The organism is Acinetobacter sp. TW_SC_4 (assembly GCF_054861205.1).
In genome coordinates this window covers 2301664-2326109 of the sequence record NZ_CM142174.1, presented here as the reverse complement: position 1 = coordinate 2326109, position 24446 = coordinate 2301664, and the positions used below count along the sequence as shown (strand labels likewise).

Annotated in this window: 19 protein-coding genes and 1 tRNA gene; 12 read left to right on the top strand and 8 right to left on the bottom strand. The window is 43.0% G+C overall.

Annotation, left to right across the window (positions count from 1 at the left end; genetic code table 11):
- Nucleotides 1-105: 105 nt before the first annotated feature.
- From ftsH to ACWM1W_RS11280, 4 genes are all read left to right on the top strand, one after another.
- A complete protein-coding gene (gene ftsH, locus ACWM1W_RS11295; protein ID WP_034170205.1) occupies nt 106-1995 on the top strand; it encodes an ATP-dependent zinc metalloprotease FtsH in 1890 nt (629 codons plus the stop codon).
- A gap of 107 nt (nt 1996-2102) precedes the next feature.
- A complete protein-coding gene (locus ACWM1W_RS11290; RefSeq protein WP_286716552.1) occupies nt 2103-2717 on the top strand; it encodes a GNAT family N-acetyltransferase in 615 nt (204 codons plus the stop codon).
- Between the two features lie 78 nt (nt 2718-2795).
- Entirely contained in the window at nt 2796-3650 is an 855-nt protein-coding gene (gene folP, locus ACWM1W_RS11285) for a dihydropteroate synthase (RefSeq protein WP_262736140.1), read from the top strand.
- Nucleotides 3651-3755: 105 nt separating this feature from the next.
- The gene (locus ACWM1W_RS11280; protein WP_286716554.1) at nt 3756-4070 is read left to right on the top strand and encodes a DUF5713 family protein; all 315 of its coding nucleotides are present in this window, start codon (nt 3756-3758) and stop codon (nt 4068-4070) included.
- Nucleotides 4071-4097: 27 nt separating this feature from the next.
- On the opposite strand, the gene ACWM1W_RS11275 is transcribed toward ACWM1W_RS11280, so the two are convergent.
- The 3 genes from ACWM1W_RS11275 to ACWM1W_RS11265 form a co-directional block, all read right to left on the bottom strand.
- A complete protein-coding gene (locus tag ACWM1W_RS11275) occupies nt 4098-4787 on the bottom strand; it encodes a hypothetical protein (protein ID WP_262736138.1) in 690 nt (229 codons plus the stop codon).
- A 93-nt stretch (nt 4788-4880) separates the two neighbouring features.
- A tRNA-Leu gene (locus ACWM1W_RS11270) sits at nt 4881-4966 on the bottom strand.
- A gap of 181 nt (nt 4967-5147) precedes the next feature.
- A complete protein-coding gene (locus tag ACWM1W_RS11265; protein ID WP_262735887.1) occupies nt 5148-5876 on the bottom strand; it encodes a hypothetical protein in 729 nt (242 codons plus the stop codon).
- Nucleotides 5877-6044: 168 nt separating this feature from the next.
- Between ACWM1W_RS11265 and ACWM1W_RS11260 the strand changes: the two genes are divergently transcribed.
- A complete protein-coding gene (locus ACWM1W_RS11260) occupies nt 6045-6551 on the top strand; it encodes a hypothetical protein (protein WP_262735888.1) in 507 nt (168 codons plus the stop codon).
- 38 nt (nt 6552-6589) lie between these two features.
- On the opposite strand, the gene ACWM1W_RS11255 is transcribed toward ACWM1W_RS11260, so the two are convergent.
- The 3 genes from ACWM1W_RS11255 to ACWM1W_RS11245 all read right to left on the bottom strand — a co-directional run bounded on the left by ACWM1W_RS11255 (nt 6590) and on the right by ACWM1W_RS11245 (nt 9367).
- Nucleotides 6590-6868 (bottom strand): hypothetical protein, encoded by a 279-nt coding sequence (locus ACWM1W_RS11255; protein WP_312307520.1) that lies wholly within the window; start codon nt 6866-6868, stop codon nt 6590-6592.
- A gap of 55 nt (nt 6869-6923) precedes the next feature.
- Entirely contained in the window at nt 6924-8246 is a 1323-nt protein-coding gene (paeA, locus tag ACWM1W_RS11250) for a polyamine export protein PaeA (protein ID WP_004784777.1), read from the bottom strand.
- Nucleotides 8247-8377: 131 nt separating this feature from the next.
- Nucleotides 8378-9367, bottom strand: a complete 990-nt coding sequence (locus ACWM1W_RS11245) for a LysR family transcriptional regulator (protein ID WP_004784775.1) — start codon at nt 9365-9367, stop codon at nt 8378-8380.
- Between the two features lie 681 nt (nt 9368-10048).
- Here ACWM1W_RS11245 and ACWM1W_RS11240 point away from each other — a divergent pair.
- The 5 genes from ACWM1W_RS11240 to ACWM1W_RS11220 all read left to right on the top strand — a co-directional run bounded on the left by ACWM1W_RS11240 (nt 10049) and on the right by ACWM1W_RS11220 (nt 20332).
- Nucleotides 10049-11650, top strand: a complete 1602-nt coding sequence (locus tag ACWM1W_RS11240) for an isocitrate lyase (RefSeq protein ID WP_004784773.1) — start codon at nt 10049-10051, stop codon at nt 11648-11650.
- Nucleotides 11651-11906: 256 nt separating this feature from the next.
- Nucleotides 11907-15002 carry a multidrug efflux RND transporter permease subunit gene (locus ACWM1W_RS11235; protein ID WP_286716560.1) on the top strand — a complete coding sequence of 1032 codons (3096 nt, stop codon included), beginning with the start codon at nt 11907-11909 and terminating at the stop codon, nt 15000-15002.
- A gap of 171 nt (nt 15003-15173) precedes the next feature.
- Nucleotides 15174-18299: an efflux RND transporter permease subunit gene (locus ACWM1W_RS11230; protein WP_004784769.1), complete on the top strand. Its 3126-nt coding sequence runs from the start codon at nt 15174-15176 to the stop codon at nt 18297-18299.
- 41 nt (nt 18300-18340) lie between these two features.
- The gene (gene mgtE, locus ACWM1W_RS11225) at nt 18341-19675 is read left to right on the top strand and encodes a magnesium transporter (RefSeq protein WP_004784767.1); all 1335 of its coding nucleotides are present in this window, start codon (nt 18341-18343) and stop codon (nt 19673-19675) included.
- 75 nt (nt 19676-19750) lie between these two features.
- Entirely contained in the window at nt 19751-20332 is a 582-nt protein-coding gene (locus ACWM1W_RS11220) for a DUF4112 domain-containing protein (protein WP_004784766.1), read from the top strand.
- Nucleotides 20333-20406: 74 nt separating this feature from the next.
- Here the strand turns inward: ACWM1W_RS11220 and htpX are convergent, their stop codons facing one another.
- Both htpX and ACWM1W_RS11210 read right to left on the bottom strand, forming a co-directional pair.
- A complete protein-coding gene (gene htpX / locus ACWM1W_RS11215) occupies nt 20407-21312 on the bottom strand; it encodes a protease HtpX (protein ID WP_004784764.1) in 906 nt (301 codons plus the stop codon).
- 177 nt (nt 21313-21489) lie between these two features.
- Complete coding sequence (locus ACWM1W_RS11210) at nt 21490-22362, bottom strand: lytic transglycosylase domain-containing protein (protein WP_034170191.1); 873 nt, start codon at nt 22360-22362, stop codon at nt 21490-21492.
- 501 nt (nt 22363-22863) lie between these two features.
- Here ACWM1W_RS11210 and ttcA point away from each other — a divergent pair.
- Nucleotides 22864-23793 carry a tRNA 2-thiocytidine(32) synthetase TtcA gene (ttcA, locus tag ACWM1W_RS11205; RefSeq protein WP_004784760.1) on the top strand — a complete coding sequence of 310 codons (930 nt, stop codon included), beginning with the start codon at nt 22864-22866 and terminating at the stop codon, nt 23791-23793.
- A 218-nt stretch (nt 23794-24011) separates the two neighbouring features.
- Entirely contained in the window at nt 24012-24398 is a 387-nt protein-coding gene (locus ACWM1W_RS11200) for an SCP2 sterol-binding domain-containing protein (protein WP_004784757.1), read from the top strand.
- The last annotated feature ends 48 nt before the right edge of the window (nt 24399-24446 follow it).

Genomic DNA, 24446 nt, shown 5'->3' with positions numbered 1-24446 from the left:
TGCATTTTGTAGGTTTTTACATTATTGCAAATTGATTTGCAGCTTATTGATTAAGGTCACCCTTCGAGGGCATGATCAAATTAGATTGGAATGGGAAATAAAGCTTTGAGCGATCTTTTTAAGAATGCCGTATTGTGGCTCGTGATACTGGGTGTGCTGGTGTTAATCTTCAGCAACGTCAGTGACCGCAATCAACCGACTACAATGAACTATTCGGAGTTTGTTGCCGCGGTCAATGCTGGCCAAATTAAACAAGTTACAATTGATGGCGAAAGAATTCGCGGTGAAAAATCAAACGGTTCAGAGTTTGAAAGCATTCGCCCGGCAGTTCAAGACCCAGAACTGATGCCAAGCCTGATTAAAAATAATGTAGTCGTTGAAGGTGAAGCGCCTCAACGTCAAGGCTTGCTCATGCAATTGCTGATTGCAAGTTTCCCTGTGCTTCTAATCATTTTGTTATTCATGTTCTTTATGCGCAACATGGGTGGCGGTGCAGGCGGCAAGAATGGCCCAATGAGCTTTGGTAAATCTAAAGCGAAAATGCTATCTGAAGACCAGATCAAAGTAACATTTACTGATGTGGCGGGTTGTGATGAAGCAAAACAGGAAGTGGTCGAAATCGTTGACTTCCTGAAAGATCCTGCAAAATTCAAACGTCTGGGTGCGACTATTCCTAAAGGCGTCTTGATGGTGGGTCCTCCAGGTACAGGTAAAACCCTGCTGGCTAAAGCCATTGCGGGTGAAGCAAAAGTTCCATTCTTTAGTATCTCAGGTTCTGACTTCGTTGAAATGTTTGTCGGTGTCGGTGCATCTCGTGTACGTGACATGTTCGAACAGGCAAAACGCCATGCACCATGTATTATCTTCATTGATGAGATTGATGCAGTCGGTCGTCATCGTGGTTCAGGTACAGGTGGCGGTCATGATGAACGTGAACAGACTCTGAACCAGATGCTGGTAGAGATGGACGGTTTTGAAGGCAATGAAGGCATTATCGTGATCGCTGCAACTAACCGTGCTGATGTACTGGATAAAGCTTTACTTCGTCCAGGCCGTTTCGACCGTCAAGTCATGGTAGGTCTGCCAGATATTAAAGGTCGTGAGCAAATCCTGAATGTACATTTGAAGAAATTGCCTTCTACTACGGGTGTAGATGTCAAAGTGCTTGCTCGTGGTACACCAGGCTTCTCAGGTGCACAGTTGGCCAACCTTGTAAACGAAGCGGCATTATTTGCTGCACGTCGTAACAAGAACACCGTCGATATGCATGACTTTGAAGATGCGAAAGACAAACTGTACATGGGCCCTGAACGTAAATCGATGGTACTTCGTGAAGAAGAGCGTCGTGCTACGGCTTACCATGAAGCAGGTCATGCAATTGTGGCAGAAATGCTTCCAGGTACAGATCCTGTGCATAAAGTCACCATCATGCCGCGTGGCTGGGCATTGGGTGTCACCTGGCAGTTGCCTGAGTTTGACCAGACTAGCCATTATAAAGACAAGATGTTGAATGAACTTTCAATCCTGTTTGGTGGTCGTATCGCAGAAGAAGTATTTATTAACCAGATGTCGACTGGTGCTTCGAATGACTTTGAACGTGCAACTAAAATGGCACGTGCGATGGTGACCAAATATGGTATGTCGGACAAGTTAGGCGTCATGGTCTATGAAGATGACTCTCAACAGTCATTTATGGGTAGCATTGGTACCCGTACGATTTCTGAGGCCACCCAACAACAGGTAGATGCGGAAGTTCGTCGCATCATCGATGAGCAATACAAGGTTGCACGCGATATCCTTGAAAATAACAAAGATATTGCCCATGCCATGGTGAAAGCGCTACTTGAGTGGGAAACAATTGATCGTGAACAGATTCGTGACATTATGGAAGGTCGTGAGCCAAAACCACCTAAAGTTTATGTTTCAGACAATCCAGTGATTGATGTAACACCGACTGATGGTCCAATGACTCCTCCGCCATTACCAGCGAACTAAGTTAACAATTAAAACCACCTTCGGGTGGTTTTTTTTATGGCTATTATTTTGTCATATCTAGTTGAATGCTATAGTCAACTTATAAAAATCAATGAGTAAAAATAAGAATGAATTTACCTGTTCTGGAATCCGATATTTATCAGCTACGTTTGGAGCCACTGAGCTGGGAGCATTTTGCAGATTTAGAAACTGCATGTGCCGAAGGTGACTTAGGGGAAGTGTTATATAATTCGGTGCCTTACCTACATAAACTTAAACACTACTTTATCCAAGCTTTTGAACAGCAGTCCAAAGGTGAAAGAATGGCTTTTGCCGTGATTTATTTGAATTCGGGCCGAGCGATTGGCACCACCAGTTATCATGATATCAGGCCGGAAATTCCACGCGTTGAAATTGGCTTTACCTGGTATGCCAAACCTTATCAACGAACCTATGTAAATCGGGTCTGTAAATATCTTTTGTTGCAGCATGCATTTGAAGAGCTGAATGCTCACGTGGTAGGCTTTCGGACTGATCATCTGAATCTTAAAAGTCAAAAAGCTATTGAAGCTCTGGGTGCCAAACAGGATGGCATCATTAGATGTCATATGCTGCGTAAAGATGGCATGACACTCAGAGATAGTTATATCTATAGTATTTTAAAAAGCGAATGGGTTGATGTAAAAGCGTTACTGCAATCCAAGCTGATGCAATATTCCAATAAGAACTATTTTGAAATCTAGCTATTGAATAGATTGAGCTTTGCTTTATTGATCTTTCCATAAGACAATACCGGGGTTATTGTGAACTAGGATTGAACCATGCAGCTGAAGCCACTACGACCACAGATCTGGACTTTCGGTCATTTGAAACTGGATTTGTCTCAGCCGCATGTGATGGGAATTTTAAATGTGACTCCGGATTCCTTTAGCGATGGGGGGCTGCACAATCAGAAAGATGAGGCAGTAGTAAAAGCCCTGGAAATGATTGCTGATGGTGCCACTGTGATTGATATCGGGGGGGAATCTACACGTCCGGGTGCATCAGTCGTGGACGTTGAAGAAGAACTTCGTCGTGTGGTTCCAGTTGTAGAAGAACTATCTAAACATGATGTTATCATCTCGATTGATACTTCACAGCCAGAAGTGATTAAAGCAGCCGTGAAAGCGGGTGCACATATCTGGAATGATGTACGCGCGCTCACTCGTCCACAAGCGTTAGAGACGGCAGCAGAACTGAATATTCCGGTGATCATCATGCATATGCGTGGTGAGCCGACTACGATGAATAATCTGGATCAGTATCAAGACGTCACGCTTGATGTCATTACGGAATTAAAACAGCGGGTGCAGGATGCTTTAGATGCCGGGGTGAAAGCTGAGCATATTATGATTGATCCCGGTTTTGGATTTGCCAAAAATGCTGAACAGAACCTGAAACTATTGAACGAATTGTACAAACTGACTCAACTTGGTTATCCAATATTGTCGGCGTTGTCACGTAAACGCTTCATTGGACAGGTGCTGGGTGGAGCAGAAGCCGTAGAACGCGCAGTGGGGTCAGTAGCAGCACACTTGCTAAGTATTCAACAAGGTGCCTGCATGGTACGTGTACATGATGTCAAAGCGACAGCAGATGCGATTAAGGTTTGGAAGGCAATGCAAGCCGCAGTTTAATTGTTGGCTAGATTGTATGTCAGGCGGCGTGCTGTTTGGCTTTTAAGCGGCAATATGGTATATAGGGCACGCTTAATTTTTAGTTATAGTTTTAGAGTGCCTGTAATGTTTGCAGATTTACTTCTCCCAATGTTCGATGATGAATATTATCCCGATATTCTGGTTGCTGAAGTAAAGCAGCACATCGAACGTTTTGCCAAAAAGGTGATAAAATCTGGTTTATCTGAATATGAGATTTATCAGTTTGCCAATGCGACTGTGGCAGAAATCAATGAAATGAAGCCGCAGTTCGAAGACCTGGATTCCTCTTTAGATGATACCGCAGCAGATTATATTGCTGAAGCCATGATGATAGTGGTACAGGAACAGGGATACTTCGAAGTTGAAATGGAAGAGCTGGTCGCGACTCGTGAATGGTAGAAAAAGCCCTGTTAAACAGGGCTTTTTTTAATGATCTGAAAATACGTCTTTTAAATTTTTATAATGAATTTCTTCCAGTAATTTCTGCTCTTCCCGCATGCAGCTATGATGTAAATCCAGATAATACTGTTTTAAATCTTTGTGATAAGGCACTGGTTCCGGCTCTTTGCTTTGCGACTGCTGATAAGACCAGTAAGCCAGTTGACGGATTTTCTGCAAACGTACCAGAAGGGTGCTGCGAGTCGAAACTCTAAAACAAGGCTCGACTAAAACTGGTACAAGGCTACTGAAAGCAAGCAGGGCCAAGCAAGGCAAGGTAATAAATGCTGAGTGAAAATACTGATAATTTATAAATGACAGAATCGCAATCAGGGTTTGCATATACAGGCAGAGTTGTAAACGCTTGGCATAGCGGGCAGAACTGTATTTCGCCTGAAACTGGGCGCGCCAGATATAAGGATAAAGCATGCCAATCATGACAACGGTACCAGCACTGAGCGCCTGATATTTTGAAGTGACAAAGTCAGGATAAAACGGCAGCGAAAAGCACAGGCAGCAAAAACCTGTGATCATGATCAGAATACCGATACGTAAATACAGATATAGATCAGTGGTCTGGTTCAAATATTTATAACGGCCATAGCTGAGGCTGCAGAAGAATGCATCAGGATGGCGTAATTGCAATCTGGCTAGATCAAAAGAACGGGGTGCAGACATGGGGAGGGCACATTCTATTGGTGATAATCACGCATAAAAAAACCAGCTGAATGCTGGAGATTTTTCATTGCACCATTCTAATCAGAATTAAAATGGTGCCCGAGGCCAGACTCGAACTGGCACGCTTTGTGGGCGGGGGATTTTAAATCCCCTGTGTCTACCGATTTCACCACTCGGGCATGTGCGCAATAATAGAGGACGAAATAAAGCTTGGCAAGTAAATTTCAATACGTTTGCTTTATTTTCAAGCAATTCAGTAGCTTAAATTTAGAAATTAATTCTATTAATTCTATAGTGCTGGATGATAAGCGTGAGAAGTCATGTAATTTTCTATTTCAGGACGTGTTTAAAAAAAACTTTTTACAGGTGCTCATCCAGATAAGTATCGATATCGATGTATTTAATCTTCTTGCACTGCTCATGTTCCAGTTTAAACAAACGGGTATGCAAATCCGCATAGTGCTGAAGCTGATTTTTCAATTCTTCATTTGGGGAGGTCGGCTTGGAATGAAAAAATAATTTCAGACGCAGTTTCCAGGTTTGTTGATAAGCCCAGAAACAGATGCGACGTAACTGCTGCAGTTGATATTGTTCAGTGCTATTGATAGCAGGGCGGAACATATTTTCTTTATAGAACCGTACAAAACCGAAACTTATCCCGAAAAAGAATAGAATCCACATGGTCGTACTGCTTTGTAGAAAAACCAGATTCAGCGCTTCCAGTACAATGACTACAGTGAGTTTAATCGGTGTATGTCTTAAAAATTGATAGAGGGAATGAGAAGAGTGCCGGATCTGCTTGATCACCAGTGGAACCACCAGCATCAGAAATAGCAGAATAGTCAGAATCGCATAAGCTTGCGCCTGAAAGTCTTGGACAGTTGGTAGCTTAGAGGAGTAAACATCTTTGAGAACCAGGCTAATTGGTACAAACATCATGGCAGCCAGCACCCAGGGAATTAGTTCCTTGAGATCACTTAAAATACCCTTGGTTTTGATCTGACCATAAAACAGATAATTTCTTTTAAAGGCAGCCGGATAAAGCAGTTTAAGTTGCTGCAATAAAAGATCAATCTGTTTGGTTTGCATAATAAAAAGTAAATCAGAAACTTGCCGCCTACTATAGCCAATTTACGCAAGAATGATAGAGATGATCCGGATTTTGCAATTATTAGAGTTGAAGCTAAAGATTTTAATTTTTTAGTAAGGATTTATGCGAAAATAGTCCATTGCATATTTATTTTTTAGGGACAGTTTATGACTGATCAATCTCCTGCGACGCTAAGCGACATCGAAATTTTAGACATCCTTCAAACCATGAAGAATGATGAGCTAGATACAGAAGCAAAAGAAGTCATTCGTCAGAGTGGTAAAGCGGGTCGTCAGGAAGCGCATAAGCAGGCGTTGGTTGTATTGAATCAGTCATTTGAAGAAAAATTTGTTGAAGCGGTTTCTCTGGCTCTGAATCTGAATGAAGCACAAATCAAAAAAATCCGTTATAAGAAAGACCGTATCCGTATTTTAAAAGCCCGTGGTATTGATTACCTGGCGATTGATGGCGCGGAAACTGCCTTTGTACTGGCGCAGATTGCACAGGCGATTCTACGTGAAGATGCTGTCGTGACTCATGACCTGCATAATATTTTCCCATTCTGGAAAGAAGGCTGGCCAATGGTGCAATTTGATAATGCCTACAAAATCTTGCAGGAAGATATCCAGATCCATTATCAGGCAGTCCTTGAAGCGCTTTTATCAAAAATTTAAGCTGAATTGAATGTAAAGAAGCACCTTCGGGTGCTTTTTTAATGAGAATAAAATAGGGAAAGTAGCCAGTGCATAGGAAGGATAAACAGCCGCCACCAAGTGATGAGCGGATAATAAAAATATTCGCCTATTCTTAAAGTCGAATCAAATCCTTGCCGGCGCCGTTCATAAGGATAGGGAGTCAGCCAGATTGAAAGTAAAATAAGCACAATTGCTATGATCAGAAATACAGGCTGTTGATCTTGCATAAAGAAGAAATAGAATAAATATAAGGCCGAATAAAAACTCAGACAGGCGAGTAGCGCAGCAAGATTCATAAAAGTCTCATTATTATTGTTTTTGGAGTTTTAAAAAAATTGAAGAAGAACCAGGTTATTCTGATTCTTCTGTCGGTGGTTTTTTCACTTCCAGCATACGTGTAACCAGTAACTGGTCAATCTTGAAATGATCAACATCGACAACTTCAAACTTATAACCCGCATGTAGCACAATATCTGCAGGACGTGGAATCTTGCGCAGCTTGAACATCATAAAACCAGCCAGAGTTTCATAATTCTCTTCATCCGGCATTTCATCAATTTCCAGCGCATGTTTGATGTCTTCAATAGGCGTACTGCCATCAATCAGCCATGAATTGCTGTCACGTTTAATGATCTGCTGGTCTTCTTCCAGGGGAGTAACCCAGTCGCCCATCACGGTAATCATGATGTCGGAAAGGGTAATGACACCTACGACCAAGGCATATTCATTAATAACGACTGCAAACTTTTCCTTGGTCGAACGAAAACGGTCAAGTAATTCAGATAAGGTTAGCGTATCTGGAATGGTCAGAACCGTACGGATGGTATTTTCATTCAACTGAAGTAAAGACTGATTATTCAGAATACGAACCAGAATATCTTTGGAGTCGACATATCCAATTACATCGTCGATATTTTCATTACAGACCAGGAACTTGGAGTAAGGAAATTCAGCCAGTTTCTGGCGAATACTGGCTTCAGATTCTTTCAAGGTAAAGAACACCACATTTTCACGAGTCGTCATACTGGAAGGAACATTACGTTCTTCAAGCTCAAACACGTTCTCAATAAAGTGATGTTCCTGTTTCTGTAACACCCCTGCCTGAGCACCCGCATCCATTACCGCAGAAATATCAGCAAAGGTAATATTGTCATCTCGAATGGTATTAACTTTAAATAAACGGAATAACAGGTTCGCAATGGCATTGATGAACCAGGCCAATGGTTTACAGATTTTGATAAATACCTGAATCGGATTAATTACCGAGACAGAAATTTTTTCTGGAGCGATCATGGCCAGACGTTTTGGCATCAAGTCCGCAAACAGAATAAATAATGAAGTAACTGCAGTGAAGGATAAGCTGAACGCAATCGTTTCAGTCCAGGGACCTTGATAAAATCTGGAAAGTAAATTGATGATATAAGGACGGAAGGCGCCTTCACCTAAAATACCGCCTAAAATGGCAACGGCGTTTAAGCCGATTTGGGAAGCTGCAAAAAAGTCAGCAGAGTTTTCTTGTAAATCTAAAACTTTTTGAGCGCGAATATCTCCCGATTCAGCCAAAATTTTTAATTTGACCTTACGAGCACCTGCAAGCGCGATTTCTGTTAATGATAAAAAACCGGCCCCCGCGATGAGTAATAAGATAATCACGATGTTTTGAAAGAGGCTCACGAATCCACCTGTGGATTAATATGATCTAGCTAAAAATATTTTTAACACAAAAAAAGACTTGAGGTACAAATAAAGCAACTCAAGTCTCTAGAGTATAAGCTTAAAAATGAGCAATTTAGCTAATATTCAATTTAATAATGCGAAAATTGCGAATTATTCATTAAAAATTCACGATTTTCTTCTTCGATCATCTGACGCGCTACATATAGAATCAGCTGGCGTAACCAGCGATGGGCGGGATGATGATGCAATAAAGGACACCACGCCATCTTCAATTCAAACTCAGGAATATAGAATGGTGGGTCTTTAATGAGCAAGTTCTGGTTTTTGGCTTGCAGACGTGCAATACGGGTCGGTAATGTTGCTACAAGATCTACATTGGCAGCCAGAAGACCGGGCATCTGATAATGACGGGTAAATACCGAAATCTTACGTTTCTGACCAATACGCTCAAGGGCCTGGTCAATCCAGCCGAGACCTGCCTGTTTCTCAGGGTTTACCCCAAAGCCAACGCCCATACCAGTTTTTGATACCCAGATATGCTGTGCATCCAGATAACTTTTCAGATTCAGGTTGCCCGCAGCCGGATGCTTGTTATTTAACAGGCAAGAAAAGCTGTCACGCCAAACCAGTACCTGGTGGAAGCTTTGTGGAATTTCATTAAAACGGTTAATCGCCAGATCAACTTTACCTTGTTCCATGTCACGATAGGACACATCACTTGGCGTTAAGAAGTCGAGAACCACATTCGGTGCTTCTGAACGTAATGCTTTCACCAAGCGTGGTACCAGTGTGGCTTCAGCATAATCTGAAGTCATGATACGGAAGACACGATTTGAGGTATAAGGACGGAACTCGGTACGCGGTTCCAGAATCATGGAAAGATCCGCTAAGGCGTCGCGGATACGAGGTTGGAGTTCTAGTGCACGTTCTGTTGGAGTCATACCTTCAGAAGAGCGAATTAAGAGGGGATCATTAAATAAATTTCGTAAGCGACGTAAAATGTTACTCATCGCAGGTTGGGTTACCCCAAGTTGTTCTGCTGCACGCGTGACATTTTTTTCACGTAAAAGTACGTCAAGATAAATGAGGAGATTAAGATCGACCCGCTCCAGATTCATAAAAAAAATACCGAAAATAAAATTATGAAATTATATGGATTATGCCATAACTACTATAGCTTGTGTACGCAACTGATGAAAAAAAGCCCAGCTGATTGTACTGAAATACCTTTTTAGAGTCTCTTTCACTGTAGATTTTGCCAGCCTGAATCCTCCTCTATTTTTAAGAGCAGAAAGCAAATCTGGCTGCATCCAAAAACGAAAGAAAGGTATTTCTGCAAAACAGAGGAAATTAGCAAATAATGTGCCAGATTTGACTAAAAATATTTCCACAAATAAATGAAAAATAATTCCTTCGAAATAAGTGTTCCAAGTTTTAAGGCTTAGAAAATAGACAAAAATTGCTGAAATTAAGCGCTGCTAAAGTCCTGCAAGACTTAAGTCTAATGAATATTTTTTGCTCTTTTTGTTGATGTTTTAGACAAAATTCAATTTTAAAAATTCAAATATAAAATATAAAATACAATAACTTATAAAATATTGGTCAATATATAATTAGACTTTCATCTACATATTTTTTAAATAAATAATGATAATTCTTGCAGAATATTGGATTAATTTTTCGAAGCCCACTAATCTTTAGCTATCCCAACGGATCGTCGAAAATCTGAACAAGTCATTGAGGGTGTGATTTGAGCGGTTCGTTGCAGAAAAATCCTAATATTAATACAGGAATATATCATGACTACATACCAAACAGCGATTGATGCAATCCGCGAATTAAAAGCGAAATTCGGTAACACTTGGGCAGACATCAGTCCTGAAGATGCTGCGCGTATGCAAATGCAAAACCGTTTCAAAACTGGTTTAGACATTGCTAAATATACAGCGGCGATTATGCGTCGTGATATGGCTGCTTATGATGCCGACTCTAGCAAATACACTCAATCATTAGGCTGCTGGCACGGTTTCATCGCTCAGCAAAAAATGATTGCGAATAAAAAATACTTCGGTACAACTGAACGTCGCTATATCTACCTTTCTGGCTGGATGGTTGCCGCACTTCGTTCAGAATTCGGTCCTCTTCCTGACCAATCTATGCACGAGAAAACTTCTGTTCCTGCATTGATCGAAGAAATCTACACATTCTTACGTCAAGCTGATGCGAAAGAACTGAACGACCTGTTCCGCGCACTTAAAAAAGCTCAAGACGCTGGTGATACAGCTAAAGCTGCTGAAATCACTTCACAAATCGACAACTTCCAAACTCACGTTGTGCCAATCATTGCGGACATCGACGCTGGTTTCGGTAACGAAGAAGCAACTTACTTATTAGCTAAGAAAATGATCGAAGCGGGTGCTTGTGCACTTCAAATCGAAAACCAGGTTTCTGACGCGAAACAATGTGGTCACCAAGCTGGTAAAGTAACAGTTCCACACGAAGACTTCATCGCGAAAATCCACGCTCTTCGCTATGCATTCCTTGAAATGGGTCTTGACGACGGTATCATCGTTGCACGTACTGACTCTGAAGGCGCTGACTTGACTCAAAAAATCCCAGTGGTTAAAGAGCCAGGCGACATCGCTTCTCAATACATCAGCTACTTAGACACTCAAGAAATTGATATCTCTGAAGCACAAGAAGACGAAATCCTGATCAAGCGTGATGGTAAACTTCACCGTCCTAAACGTCTTGCTTCTGGTCTATACCAGTTCCGTGAAGGCACGCAAATCGACCGCGTTGTACTTGACTGCGTAACTAGCTTACAAAACGGTGCTGACCTACTTTGGATCGAAACTGCGACTCCAAACGTTGCTGAAATCGCTCACATGGTTAACCGTGTACGTGAAGTTGTGCCAAATGCGAAACTTGTTTACAACAACTCTCCATCATTCAACTGGACACTGAACTTCCGTCAACAAGCGTACGACCGTTGGGTTGCTGAAGGTAAAGACGTATCTGCATACGACCGCGCTAAATTGATGAGCGCTGAGTACGACGATTCTGAATTGGCTGCTGAAGCTGACGAAAAAGTACGTACATTCCAAGCAGACGCTTCTCGTGAAGCAGGCGTGTTCCACCACTTGATCACTCTGCCTACTTACCACACAGCTGCTCTTTCTACTCATGAGCTTGCTCAAGGTTACTTCGGTTCTGAAGGTATGTTGGCTTATGTTGCTGGCGTACAACGTAAAGAAATCCGCGGTGGTATCGCTTGTGTGAAACACCAAGCAATGGCTGGTTCTGACATCGGTGACGACCACAAAGAAATCTTCGCTGGTGACAACGCGCTTAAAGCGGGTGACGATGCGAAAAACACAATGAACCAATTCTCTGCTTAATCAGCTCTGAATCGATTCTAAAAAAACCCTGCGCAAGCAGGGTTTTTTTATGCCTAACATAAAATGAATAACCCTATAAATTGTTGAAACAGCTAGATGAAAGGCAAAAGCTTCATATTTTCTTCATGATTCAATTTTATACATATTTTTCTGTGATCAAGCCTTGCATTCCCTAGGCCACTGCCTGAATATCCTTAAGCTGACTCAATAATGCAACGCTTTCCATAATTCATTAAATTCAAAGTGATTCAGACTTATGCTGTCTAAGTTTTTCATTCATCGTCCTATTTTTGCAGGTGTACTGGCCATTGTGGTCATGGCCATTGGACTTTTTGCGGTGATGAATTTACCTGTCGAACGTTATCCGGATATTGCACCGCCACGTATTACTGTGGCAACAACTTATACTGGTGCATCTGCAGAAACGGTAGAAGAGAGCGTGACCCAGGTGCTGGAACAGCAAATTAAAGGTATCGACCGCTTGCTGTATTTCAGCTCCAGTAGTGATTCTTCAGGTCGAAGCCGGATCAGCATCAGTTTTGAAAATGGCACCGATCCAGATACAGCACAAGTACAGGTTCAAAATGCGATTAACGGGGTTCTCAATCGTTTGCCTGACGATGTCCAGCGACAGGGCGTGAATGTCTTCAAATCTCTTGGCGATACCCATATGGTCATCGGTCTGTATGATGAATCACGGCGTAGTAGCAATATTGAACTATCTGATTATTTGACCACGCATCTGGAACAGGATATTTCCCGAATTGATGGCATTGGGGAAGTGGATGTTTTTGGTTCACAGTTCGCGATGCGCATCTGGCTGAATCCAGCAAAATTAAAACAATATAACCTGATGCCAAGTGATGTGCGGGCAGCGATTGAATCACAGAATACTCAGGTGGCAGCCGGTGCAATTGGGGACTTGCCGACAGTCGATGATCAGTATCTGAATGCCAAAGTCACATCAGGCAGCCGTTTAAAAACAGTCGAAGAATTTGAAAATATTATTGTGAAGTCTGCCCGGGACGGGAGCTTTATCTATTTAAAAGATGTTGCACGGGTAGAATTGGGTGCGGAAAATTATCAGTCATATAGCACTACCAATGGCTATCCTTCTGCCGGTCTGGGCATTTCACTAGCCTCCGGTGCCAATGCAATTGCGACGTCGAGTCTGATCAAGGCTGAAATCGAGCGACTTTCCCAGCAGTTGCCGGAAGGCTATAAAATTGCTTATCCGCGTGACAATACCCCGTTTGTCAAAGAATCGATTAAAGAAGTCGTTAAAACTTTATTCGAGGCGGTCATTCTGGTCGTCATCGTGATGTTTATCTTCCTGCAAAACTGGCGTGCGACCTTAATTCCGACTGTAACTGTGCCTGTAGTTTTACTCGGAACCATGGCGGTACTTTATGTTTTGGGACTGAGTATTAATACGCTGACTTTGTTTGCCTTAGTACTGGCGATTGGCTTGCTAGTCGATGATGCTATTGTGGTGGTAGAGAACGTTGAACGTCTGATGCATGAGCAGCAACTTACAGCCAAAGCAGCAGCACTGGAATCCATGCAGGAAATCAGCGGAGCACTGATCGGGATTACCCTGGTTTTAACCGCGGTCTTTATTCCCATGGCGTTCTTTGGTGGCTCAACCGGGGTGATCTATCGTCAGTTCTCGATTACGCTCGTGGCAGCGATGTCTCTGTCGCTGATGGTCGCACTGATTCTGACACCTGCACTTTGTGCGCTGATTTTGAAACCGAATCCAAAACCTGCCAAGTGGGCGAGTTGGTTTAACCAGAAACTGGATGATTTGAAGCATCGTTATCTGAAAGTTTCTAATGTCACTCTACAACATAAGGCCATTAGCCTGGTGCTTTTTGCCGGGTTGATCTGTGTATTTGCTTTATTCTACCGCGCCTTACCTACCAGCTTCTTGCCGAGCGAAGATCAGGGTATTCTGAATCTGCAGATCCGGCTACAGGAAGGTGCTCCAATGAAAAACACCATTCAGGTCGGTGAACAGATTCGTCAGTATTTTCTGGAAGAAGAAAAGGACAATATCGACTTGGTCATGTTACGTTATGGCCGTAACTTCTCAGGTACCGGTCAGAACCTGGCGACCGGTTTTGTAGCCTTAAAGCATTGGGATGACCGTTCAGGAGAAGAAAATACTGCGCAGGCGATTCGTGAACGTGCCATGAAGCATTTCCGTAGTAACCGCGATGCCCAAGTCAATATCAGTATGCCGGCTTCAGTGAATGGTTTAGGTCAAACCGACGGCCTGGATTTCTGGATTCGTGATATTAACGGTAATGGCCGTGAGTATCTGGAAGAACAGTTCCAGAATATGCAGGCTGGCGCAGCTCAATATAGGAGCTTTGAAAATCTGGATAAGCGCTCTAATCCGGAAAAAGCCGAACTGAAAGTCAATATTGACCAGAAACAGGCCATGGCCAATGGTCTGAGTCAATCCGCAATTAACAGTACGCTTTCAGCGGCTTGGGGCGGTAATTATATTAATGACTTTATTGATCGTGGCCGGATTAAACGGGTGATTATGCAGGGTGATGCAGAATTCCGTTCCAAACCTGAAGATCTGACACAATGGCATGTACGTAATGACCTGAACGAGATGGTGCCTTTTAGTAATTTCGCTCAGGTGGACTGGAGTGGTGGTCCCGAGGTAGTCAACCGTTTTATGGGCTATACCTCGCTACAAATGCAAGCGGATATGGTCAAAGGTTCCAGTTCTGGTGAAGCGATGCAAGATGTTGAAAATCTGGTGGCAGAACAGGATGGCATTGACGTGGTCTGGAGCGGTTTATCCTTTGAGGAAAAACAATCCAGTAATCAGGCAATCTGGCTTTATCTGGTATCGATCGGTTTTATTTTCCTGTGTTTGGCTGCTTTATATGAAAGCTGGACGATTCCGACTGCGGTCATGTCCGCGATTCCTTTAGGGATTGGTGGGAATATCATTTTTAGTTTTCTGGCAGATTTTCCGAATGATATTTACTTCCAGATTGCTTTGCTGACCACGATTGGTCTGTCCTGTAAGAATGCAATTTTAATTGTAGAGTTTGCGGCATTGGCTCAGGAAAAAGGTAAATCGGTAGTTGAAGCTGCACTTGAGGGTGCGTCATTACGCTTGCGTCCAATCTTAATGACCTCTCTGGCCTTTGGTGCTGGTATTTTGCCACTGGTCTTTGCTTTTGGTGCAGGTGCAGCCAGTCGTCGTGAGATTGGAATCAGTGTTTTTGGTGGAGTGATCTTCGGAACGATACTGGTACTGATTTTTATTCCATTTATGTACGTTTTAATTCGCCAAATGACGACGAAGAAATCACGTACCTAATATCAATACAAAATATTGAGCTCAAAAATCCTCGTTATGACGGGGATTTTTTGTCGAAATTAAAGAGCTAAAGATTGGCTTATATTTAAGCATGGTGTAAAAATTGCTATAGAAATCATCTATTCATGGCGTGTGCACTCTAAAGATGCATTTGATGGAGATTTCTAATTTATGTTGTCGCGCTTTTTTATTTATCGTCCCAAGTTTGCAGCGGTCATTGCAATTTTAATGATGGCCCTTGGGGTATTTGCACTTCAAAAAATTCCCATTGAACATATGCCAAATATGGATACGCCAGCTTTAGGCGTTTCCGCAGGTTATCGTGGTGCATCGGCTGAAACAGTTGAGCAATCGTTGACCCAGATTCTGGAACAGGCGATAAAAGGCATTGAAGGTCTGGAAACCTTTCACTCCAGCAGTTCGGTGGGACGGGCTCAACTTACGCTGCAATTTGAGCAAGGGGTCGATCTTGATCAAGCCCAGTTACAGGTTCAAAACGCCGTCAATGGCGTATTGAGCCGCTTACCTGAAGAGACGCAGCAGGGCGGAGTCAATGTTTATAAATCAGGGTATGACCAGTTTGCACTGTTAAGTTTATATGATGAGAGTGGGCAGAGTAGCGTCACCGAACTTTCAGATTATTTGATGGTGCATGTGGAACCGCGTTTGTCACGTATCGAAGGTGTGGGGGAAATTGACCTGTACGGTGCAGGTTATGCCATGCGGATCTGGCTAAATCCGCATAAGTTGCAGCAGTTTAACCTGATGCCAAGCGATATTCGCAATGCCATTGAAACCCAGAACGCACCCCTAGCTTCAGGCGCAATTGGGGGTTTGCCGACGATGCAGGATCAATATCTCAATGCCAAGGTCAGTGCGGGTTCACGTTTAAGCAGCGTGAAAGAATTTGAGAATATTATTGTTAAAACCACGGATTCCGGTTCATTGCTGTACTTAAAAGATGTGGCACGGGTAGAACTAGGTGCAGAGAGTTATAACCACATTAACTATACCAACGGACAGCTCTCTTCAGCTTTATCGATTACTTTGGCGCCACGGAGTAATGCCATTGCAGTTTCCAAACAGATTCAAGACGTATTAAAAAACGCTCAGGCCAATTTGCCACCGCACTATCAGTTGCAAATGACCATGGACAAAACTCCATTTATCACCAGCTCAATTGAACAGGTAGCTAAAACTCTAGTTGAAGCCATTATTCTGGTCATTGTGGTGATGTTTATCTTCCTGCAAAACTGGCGTGCCACGATTATTCCGGCCGTTACGATTCCGATTGTGGTTTTGGCAACCTTTGCTGTGCTGTATGTCTTGGGTATGACTCTGAATAACTTTACCTTGTTTGCCCTGATCTTGGCCATCGGTCTGCTAGTCGATGATGCCATTGTAGTGGTGGAAAACATTGAACGCCTGATGCAGGACGAACATCTGGATGCCAAAGCGGCTGCCTTAAAATCCATGCAGGAAATGAGCGGGGCACTGGTCGGTATTACGCTGGTACTTACTGCAGTATTTATCCCGATGGCTTTCTTTGGCAGTATCACTGGAGTGATTTATCGTCAATTTTCTATCACTTTGGTGGTAGCGATGTTGCTGTCTTTATTCGTGGCCTTGGTGATTACCCCAACATTTGCGGCACAACTCCTCAAACGCAAACCTTATCAGGCTCGCTGGGCACAGCGCTTTAACCATGGCATGGATCAGCTCAATGCCAGTTACCAAAAAGTTTCAGCTCGAAGCATGCAATTGAAATTCACGATGTTGGCACTGTTTGGTGTGTACATAATGGGCTTCGGCTGGGTATATAAGTATTTGCCGGAAGGATTGATGCCCACTGAAGACATGGGTTTTGCTATGGGGCAGATTGTCATGCCTGGCAATGCACCGCGTACAGAAGTCGAACAAGTCGGGCGTGAAGTACAAGATTATTTGATGAAACATGAATCGGAACGCATTCAGAGTGTAGGTGTCTGGTATAGTGGCAACAATGTCGGTGTAGGTCCGTATCGTGGGCAGCTTTTTGTGGTATTAAAAGACTGGGCTGAGCGCAAAAATCCTGAAGATTCGGTCTTTGCTATTGTCGATCGAGCACAGAAACACTTTGCCAATCATGCCAATGCCCAAATTTTCTTTATGGCACCTTCCATGTCAAGTAATGGTCGTGTAGTCGATTTCTGGTTGCAAGACCTGGATTATAAAGGGGCTGAATTTTTACAGGAGGCATTTGGCCAGATTGAAGCGCGTGCCCAAGGCAAATCATCGATTGAATTTTTACAGCTGGATCAACCTAAAGAAAGTGCTGAGCTGAATATCAAACTTGATGCAGAACGTGTGTTAAAGCATTCCATTCCTCAGCAAAATGTAAACAGTACTTTGGCTGCAGCATGGGGTGGAACTTACATCAATGACTTTATTGATCGCGGGCAGATTAAACGTGTGATTATGCAGGGTGAGGCAGAATACCGTTCCAAACCTGAAGATCTGGCCTTCTGGCATGTACGCAATCAAAAAGGTGAAATGCTGTCATTTAACCAGTTCAGTAGTCTGAATTGGCAGGGCGGGCCGAACAGTATTAACCGTTATATGGGCTATAACGCTGTTCCAGTCTATGCAGGGATTCCAAAGGACAAGTTTTCCAGTCAGACCATGCAGGATGTTGAAGCATTGGTAGATGCCCAGGAAGGTGTGAATCTGGCCTGGAGCGGAGCCGCATTGGAAGAAAAGCGCAGCAGCGGTCAGGCGATTTTTCTTTATGTGATTTCGATTGCCTTTATTTTCCTGTGCTTAACCGCTTTATATGAAAGTTGGACCATTCCTGCGGCCGTGATCAGTGCCATCCCATTGGGCGTAGGCGGCAGTATCTTATTTTGCTGGGTCTTTGGTTTCGCCAATGATATCTTTTTTCATATTGCCTTGCTGACGACGATTGGTCTGTCCTGTAAAAATGCCATTTTGATTGTGGAGTTTGCTGCACAGGCAGAGAAAGCAGGAAAAACAGCTATAGCTGCAGCTTTAGAGGGAGCAAGTTTACGCTTGCGGCCTATTCTCATGACTTCTATTGCTTTTGCTGCGGGAGTAATCCCTTTGATTTTCGCTTCTGGGGTCAGTGCGATCAGCCGTCAGGAAATTGGTGCCAGCGTTTTGGGCGGGGTCATTTTTGCGACTATTCTGGTGTTATTCTTTATCCCATTTATGTATGTGTTAATCCGAAACCTGTTTCGTGTCAAAGCAACAAATAAAGTTATACAAATCAATCAGGAAAATGAGGAATACTCACTCTAGGGCGGGTATGTTTCATACCTGCATGGAATGATGGTAGGGAAATGCAGCACCAAGAAAAAATACAGCAACTACATGAGACTCTGCTGACAGGGGAAAATAATATTCATCAGCTTTTACAAAAGCTGAATATTGCCGATCAGGCCAGAATTTTGTCTGAACTTGGACCAGCGGAACGCTGTCACCATTTCAGGCAGCTGGAACGTCAGGCAGAAGTACTGGAGTACTTGCCACTGGCCATGCAAATCCAGCTGGCCTATCAATTTCCTCTGGAGCAACTGGCCAGTCTGATGGATGCCATGCATTCCGATGACTTCATTGATTTATACAAGCAGATGCCCTGTGAAGTGCAGCAGCAGTTACTTGGCAAATTATCCACCCAGTCGCTACAAACCCTGCGAGAGCTGCATGCTTATCCGGAAGAAACTGCCGGTGCATTAATGAGTTCAGACTTCGTCACGCTTGCTCCCGAGTTGAGCATGACTGAAGCGATTGAAACGCTACGTGATATTGCGGGGAATCATGACACCTTATATCTGATCTATATTGTCGATGAAAAACAGCATCTGCTCGGCGTAATTTCCTTGCGACAAATTATTCAGGCACGGCCGGATGCCACTATTAATGAGGTCATGACCACAGATGTAGTCTATGCCACGGTAGATGAGGATCAGGAGCAGGTCGCCCGTACCTTGGCCTATTATGATTTTATCGCCTTGCCTGTGGTCGACGCGACCCAGAAGCTGGTCGGGATTATTACTTATGATGATGCCATGGATATTGCAGAGGCAGAAAGCACCGAGGATATTTTAAAATCCGGTGCAGTGACGCCTTTGAATGAGCTGAGCCTGAAAACTGCACCGATTCTCAGACTGTATCAGAAACGGGTATTCTGGCTGGTTATTCTGGTGTTTGGCAGTCTGCTCTCCGGAATCGGGATTGCCCATTTTGAAGATATTATTTCCACCCATATTGTGCTGGTATTTTTCTTGCCATTGTTGGTGGGAAGTGGGGGGAATGCTGGCTCACAATCTGCCACCCTAATGGTGCGTGCCTTGGCAACAGGCGATGTGCAGTTTAAGGACTGGTTTAGCTTGCTTGGTCGTGAATCTCTAGTTGCCTTATGTCTGGGTGGAACGATGGCCATTGCAGTATCAATTCTGGGTTATATTCGAGGCGACTGGATGGTCGCTGTTGTACTCGCTTTAAGTATGTTAGGTATTGTACTGATGGGATGTCTAATCGGCATGAGTTTACCCTTTATTCTCAATAAATTGAAAATGGACCCAGCCAGTGCATCAGCACCTCTGGTGACTTCAATTTGTGATGCCACCGGGGTGATTATTTACTTGTTTATTGCCTCTCAATTATTGTTTTAAATACTTAGCAATTACAGCTTAAATAGAAAAAATACTTTATGCTCAATTACATCAGTCTCATTTCTGGAAGAACCTATGCCTGATCCCGGACAGAAAAATAAACTGAGCCAACAGGATGTCATTCGGCTGGAGCGGGATCTGGCCAAGTTCGCCAATATGATGGATTCGGTGGTACGGATTCCATTTACCAAGCAGGGCGTCGGGGCAGATGCTGCTTTGAGTACCATTCCGGTAGCAGGAGATATCGCAGGTTTTGTATTGACCAGTTATGCGATTTATAAAGCCCGTCAGATCGGGGTATCGAATGAAAAATTAAAGCCAGTCCTGAAAATGGCCGTCATGGATGCTGTGGTCGGCTTTATTCCTGTAGCGGGAACAATATTTGATATTTTCATTCGTCCTAGCCGTAAGGCACTGGATATTGTGCATCAGCATATCCGGGACGAATACCAGATCCGTACCGATCATCATGTGGTGCATCCATTTCTGCATGAAAGTCTGGAACGCAGACAACAGCAATCCGCTTTCTGGCGTAATCCTGTGGTGGCCTGGATCTGGATTCATCTGCCAGATCTTTTAGGAACTTTCTTCTTGATTCTGTTAATTATGGCTATTGGCTGGGGCACAATGCAGCTTTTTCAATGGTTTAAAGCCTGAAGGTTTATCAATATAAACTTAATAAAAAAGCCTGCATTCGCAGGCTTTTTTCTATCAAGCAATTAATATATTGCTTAAGGGCAATCGAGTTGTTGCAAAGCAGCAACACGTTGTTCAATCGTTGGGTGAGTCTGGAACAGAGCCGCCAGACTAAAACCTTGTTCCTGACCAGCTGCAATCGCAAAGGCTTTCATTTCTTTCGGCATAGCATCCGGCATTTCTGATTCAGCCTGTAAACGTAATAACGCTGAAATCATCGCCTGTTTGCCTGCCAAACGTGCACCTGCCTCATCAGCACGATACTCACGGTAGCGTGAGAACCACAATACGATTGCAGAAGCCATAATACCAAATACGATATCCAGCACAATGGTAATCACAAAATAGCCAATACCTGGTGCTTCACCTTCTTCACGGCCGAAGATTGTACGGTCTACGAAATCACCAACTACACGGGCAAAGAACATGACAAATGCGTTGACCACACCTTGAATCAAAGCCAGTGTCACCATATCGCCATTGGCAACGTGACCGATCTCATGCGCCAGTACCGCGCGAAGTTCATCTTTATTCATGCGTTCAAGCAGACCTGTAGAAACAGACACGAGCGCATCGTTCTTGTTCCAGCCTGTTGCAAAAGCATTTGACTGATAAGATGGGAAAATACCCACTTCCGGCATCTTAATGCCAGCGCGCTGAGAAAGTTGCGCAACTTCTTGTAATAACCATGCTTCTGCCTGGTTACGAGGGGCATTTGGGTCAATCAGTTCAGTACCGGTTGTTTTTTTCGCCATCCATTTAGACATGAAAAGGGAAATCAGTGATCCCACCATACCGAACACAAAACAGATCACCAACAGGTTGCCTAGATTCAAGCCACCCGCGCCATGGTAACTACCGACACCGAAGAGTGACAGGATAATGCCAGCTACAACCAGTACCGCGAGGTTGGTTAGCAAGAACAAACCAATCCGCATCATTGAGAAATCCTCTTATTATAAAAAAATAATCTGATTAGAAAATGAAAATCATTGAAATCAATATGGGGTGAAATGACTAAAAATTCAAGAAAAAAATGGCCCTAAATCACAAAACACAGCTTTATTTTTTGCTACATTTTCGCTAAGGCCATTCAGAATCAAATGATTTTGATTTTTTTATTCACTTAAATAAATTTTAGCTGCTGCTGTTGCATTCGCCGTTGCATAAGAACCCATCGGTGCATCGGTATAACTGCCATCAGCATTCATAATAATCTGACGCTGATACTTGGCTGCCTGAATGTGCGAAGTGCTGCTGCTATCATTGGAGTAGTTCGCTGAACTGGCAATGATGCGGCCTTCACTGGATGGTGTGTTAGACGTGGTTGTACTTGCACTCAGGCCATGAGTATACAGGTTTTGAAAACGGCTGGTCACACGGCGCACATAATCCTGGGTTTCCCGGAAAGGCGGGATTCCACCGTATTTACTGACATTGCCTTCACCGGCATTATAGCCCGCCAGTGCCAAGCTGGTATTGCCATTAAAACGCTTTAATAACCAGGCCAGATATTTAGCACCCGCCATAATATTCTGATGCGGATCATAAGCATTACTGACATTAAAGCGACGTGCTGTGGCTGGCATCAGCTGCATCAAACCTTGTGCACCCACAGGGGAGCGGGCATGGGTATTAAAACCGGATTCAGTATGCATGACTGCTTTAATTAAACCTTCAGACACACCATAAGTCTGTGCGGCCTGACGAATGATCGAATCAAAAGCATTCTTATTCTTGCTATAGCTAGGCAAAACCGACGACTCGCTGCTGCCCCAGTTACTATAGCTATGAATATTGCTATCCGGATAATAAGTCTTCTTTTCGACCTGAAGATGATTATAACGGCTCTTCTTATTGGTCAATAAGGTACTGCCGTTTTTATCACGCAACTGATAGATGGTTTCACCGGCATACACCAAATGACTACAGCTCAGCATAACCAAGCTACCCATCAGTTGACACCCCAAGAAATACGTCTTTATTTTCATTGTTTATATTTGATAAATAATAAGCTAGAAAAATTCATGGATGAGTTTAACAAAAAATTACGTAATGCACAGCCTTATACGCTGCATTTATAAACGAGTATGTAAACAGGAACGCCTGTCAATATTTTGAACACTAAAATATTTTTTTTATTTAATTTAAAACCTTAGGGTTGACAGGTTTAAGTTATTGATTTTAATAATAAAATAAATTGATCAAAAAATGATCAATTTAAAGAAAAGCCTTAAATTTTGAGGTGAACAAGTTGTCAAGTCCATTTCAATCCACAAAGTTATCCACAGCTTTTGTGGACAACTGTGGAAAAGTCCAAAAGATAAGCATCTCGCCTAAAAATTGAACTAAATCGTTCAATATATCAATCAAAATAAAACATGAAAATGAAACTAATATGGCATTTGTATGAAAATAAATTCTTTTGATGCGATACGGAACCGAATCAGCTAAAATTGCGCGGTATTTTTATTTATGGGTTATTCTCGTCTATGTACTCGCCAGTTGAATCCGAGCAAGGATTTAATTTCAAACCTGAACTGCCAACAAGCTCTGCCTACTACCGTTTGTTGAAGAAGCTTCGCCGCCAGGTCGGACATGCCATTCGCGACTTCAAGATGATTGAAGACGGCGACAAGGTCATGGTGTGTATTTCTGGTGGTAAAGACAGTTATACCTTGCTTGATATCCTGCTTCAGTTTAAACGCATTGCACCGATCAATTTTGATGTAGTGGCAGTTAACCTGGACCAGAAACAGCCCGGTTTCCCGGAAGATGTATTACCGCGTTATTTAGAAGAAAATAACATTCCGTATTACATCTTGGAAAAAGATACCTACAGCATTACTAAAAAACTGACACCGGAAGGCAAGACTTACTGTGCAGTATGCTCACGTCTGCGCCGTGGTTCTTTGTACGGTTTTGCTCAGGAAATTGGGGCGACTAAAGTGGCGCTGGGGCATCACCGTGATGATATTCTGGCAACATTCTTCCTGAACCTGTTCCATGGGGGCAGCCTGAAAGCCATGCCACCAAAATTGCTGTCTTCTGACAAAAAGAATATCTTAATTCGTCCATTGGCCTATGTGGAAGAAAAAGACATCATCAAATATGCACAGATGCGTCAATTTCCAATTATTCCATGTAATTTATGTGGCTCTCAGGAAAATCTTCAACGTGCCATTATCAATGACATGTTACGTGAATGGGACAATGCGCATCCAAAACGTTTGCACAGCATCTTTGGTGCCTTACAAAATGTTTCACCATCTCAGTTAGTTGACCGTGAATTATTCGACTTTGAAATTCTGGACAGTCAGCGCGAATTCGATTTCAAAGGCAGCAGCTGTTCAACTGAAGAGGCGGTAGAAGGTGAGAACCGCCGCATCAATATGGTCAATCTGGGCTTTGCAGCAGACTAATCGACCTATATAAAGTTAAGCCGATACAGGTATGGGCTACGGCCGATGCCTGAATCAAAAATAATGTAAGATAAGAACTACAAAAATTGAACGGTGCGTACAAAATTCGTTAGCCTTTGCCATAATGATCATGTTATAACAAGTCACAAGCATAATAGCTTCAACCTGATGTCGTCTGGATAGTCGACACAAATGAATAAATAAATTGAGGAAAGATCATGCCTGCTTTTTTAACTGATGATTGGTTTTCGACTGTAGACACGCTCACTGCACAAGCTGGTGATTTGGATTTGCCACCTGCTTTGGCAAATCTAGCAATTAATTTGGTCGTTGCAGACACTACAGGTAATACAGAATTATCTTTGGAAGGTGGCGCGATTAAAAAAGGTTTGTCTCCAAATGCAAAAACAACATTGAACATGGATGGCGAAACCTTACGTAAAGTTTTCCTTGAGTTTGATATGGCGGCTGCAATGCAAGCTTTCATGACAGGTAAGATCAAGGTGCAAGGTGATATGTCTCAATTGATGGCATTGCAAACAGCGAAGCCAAGCCAAGCTCAAAAAGACCTATTCAAGAAAGTTCTTGAAAATACCACAGCTTAATAGTCTTGATCTAAAAAGCTGAAGTAACAAAAAAGCTTACCCTGAGGT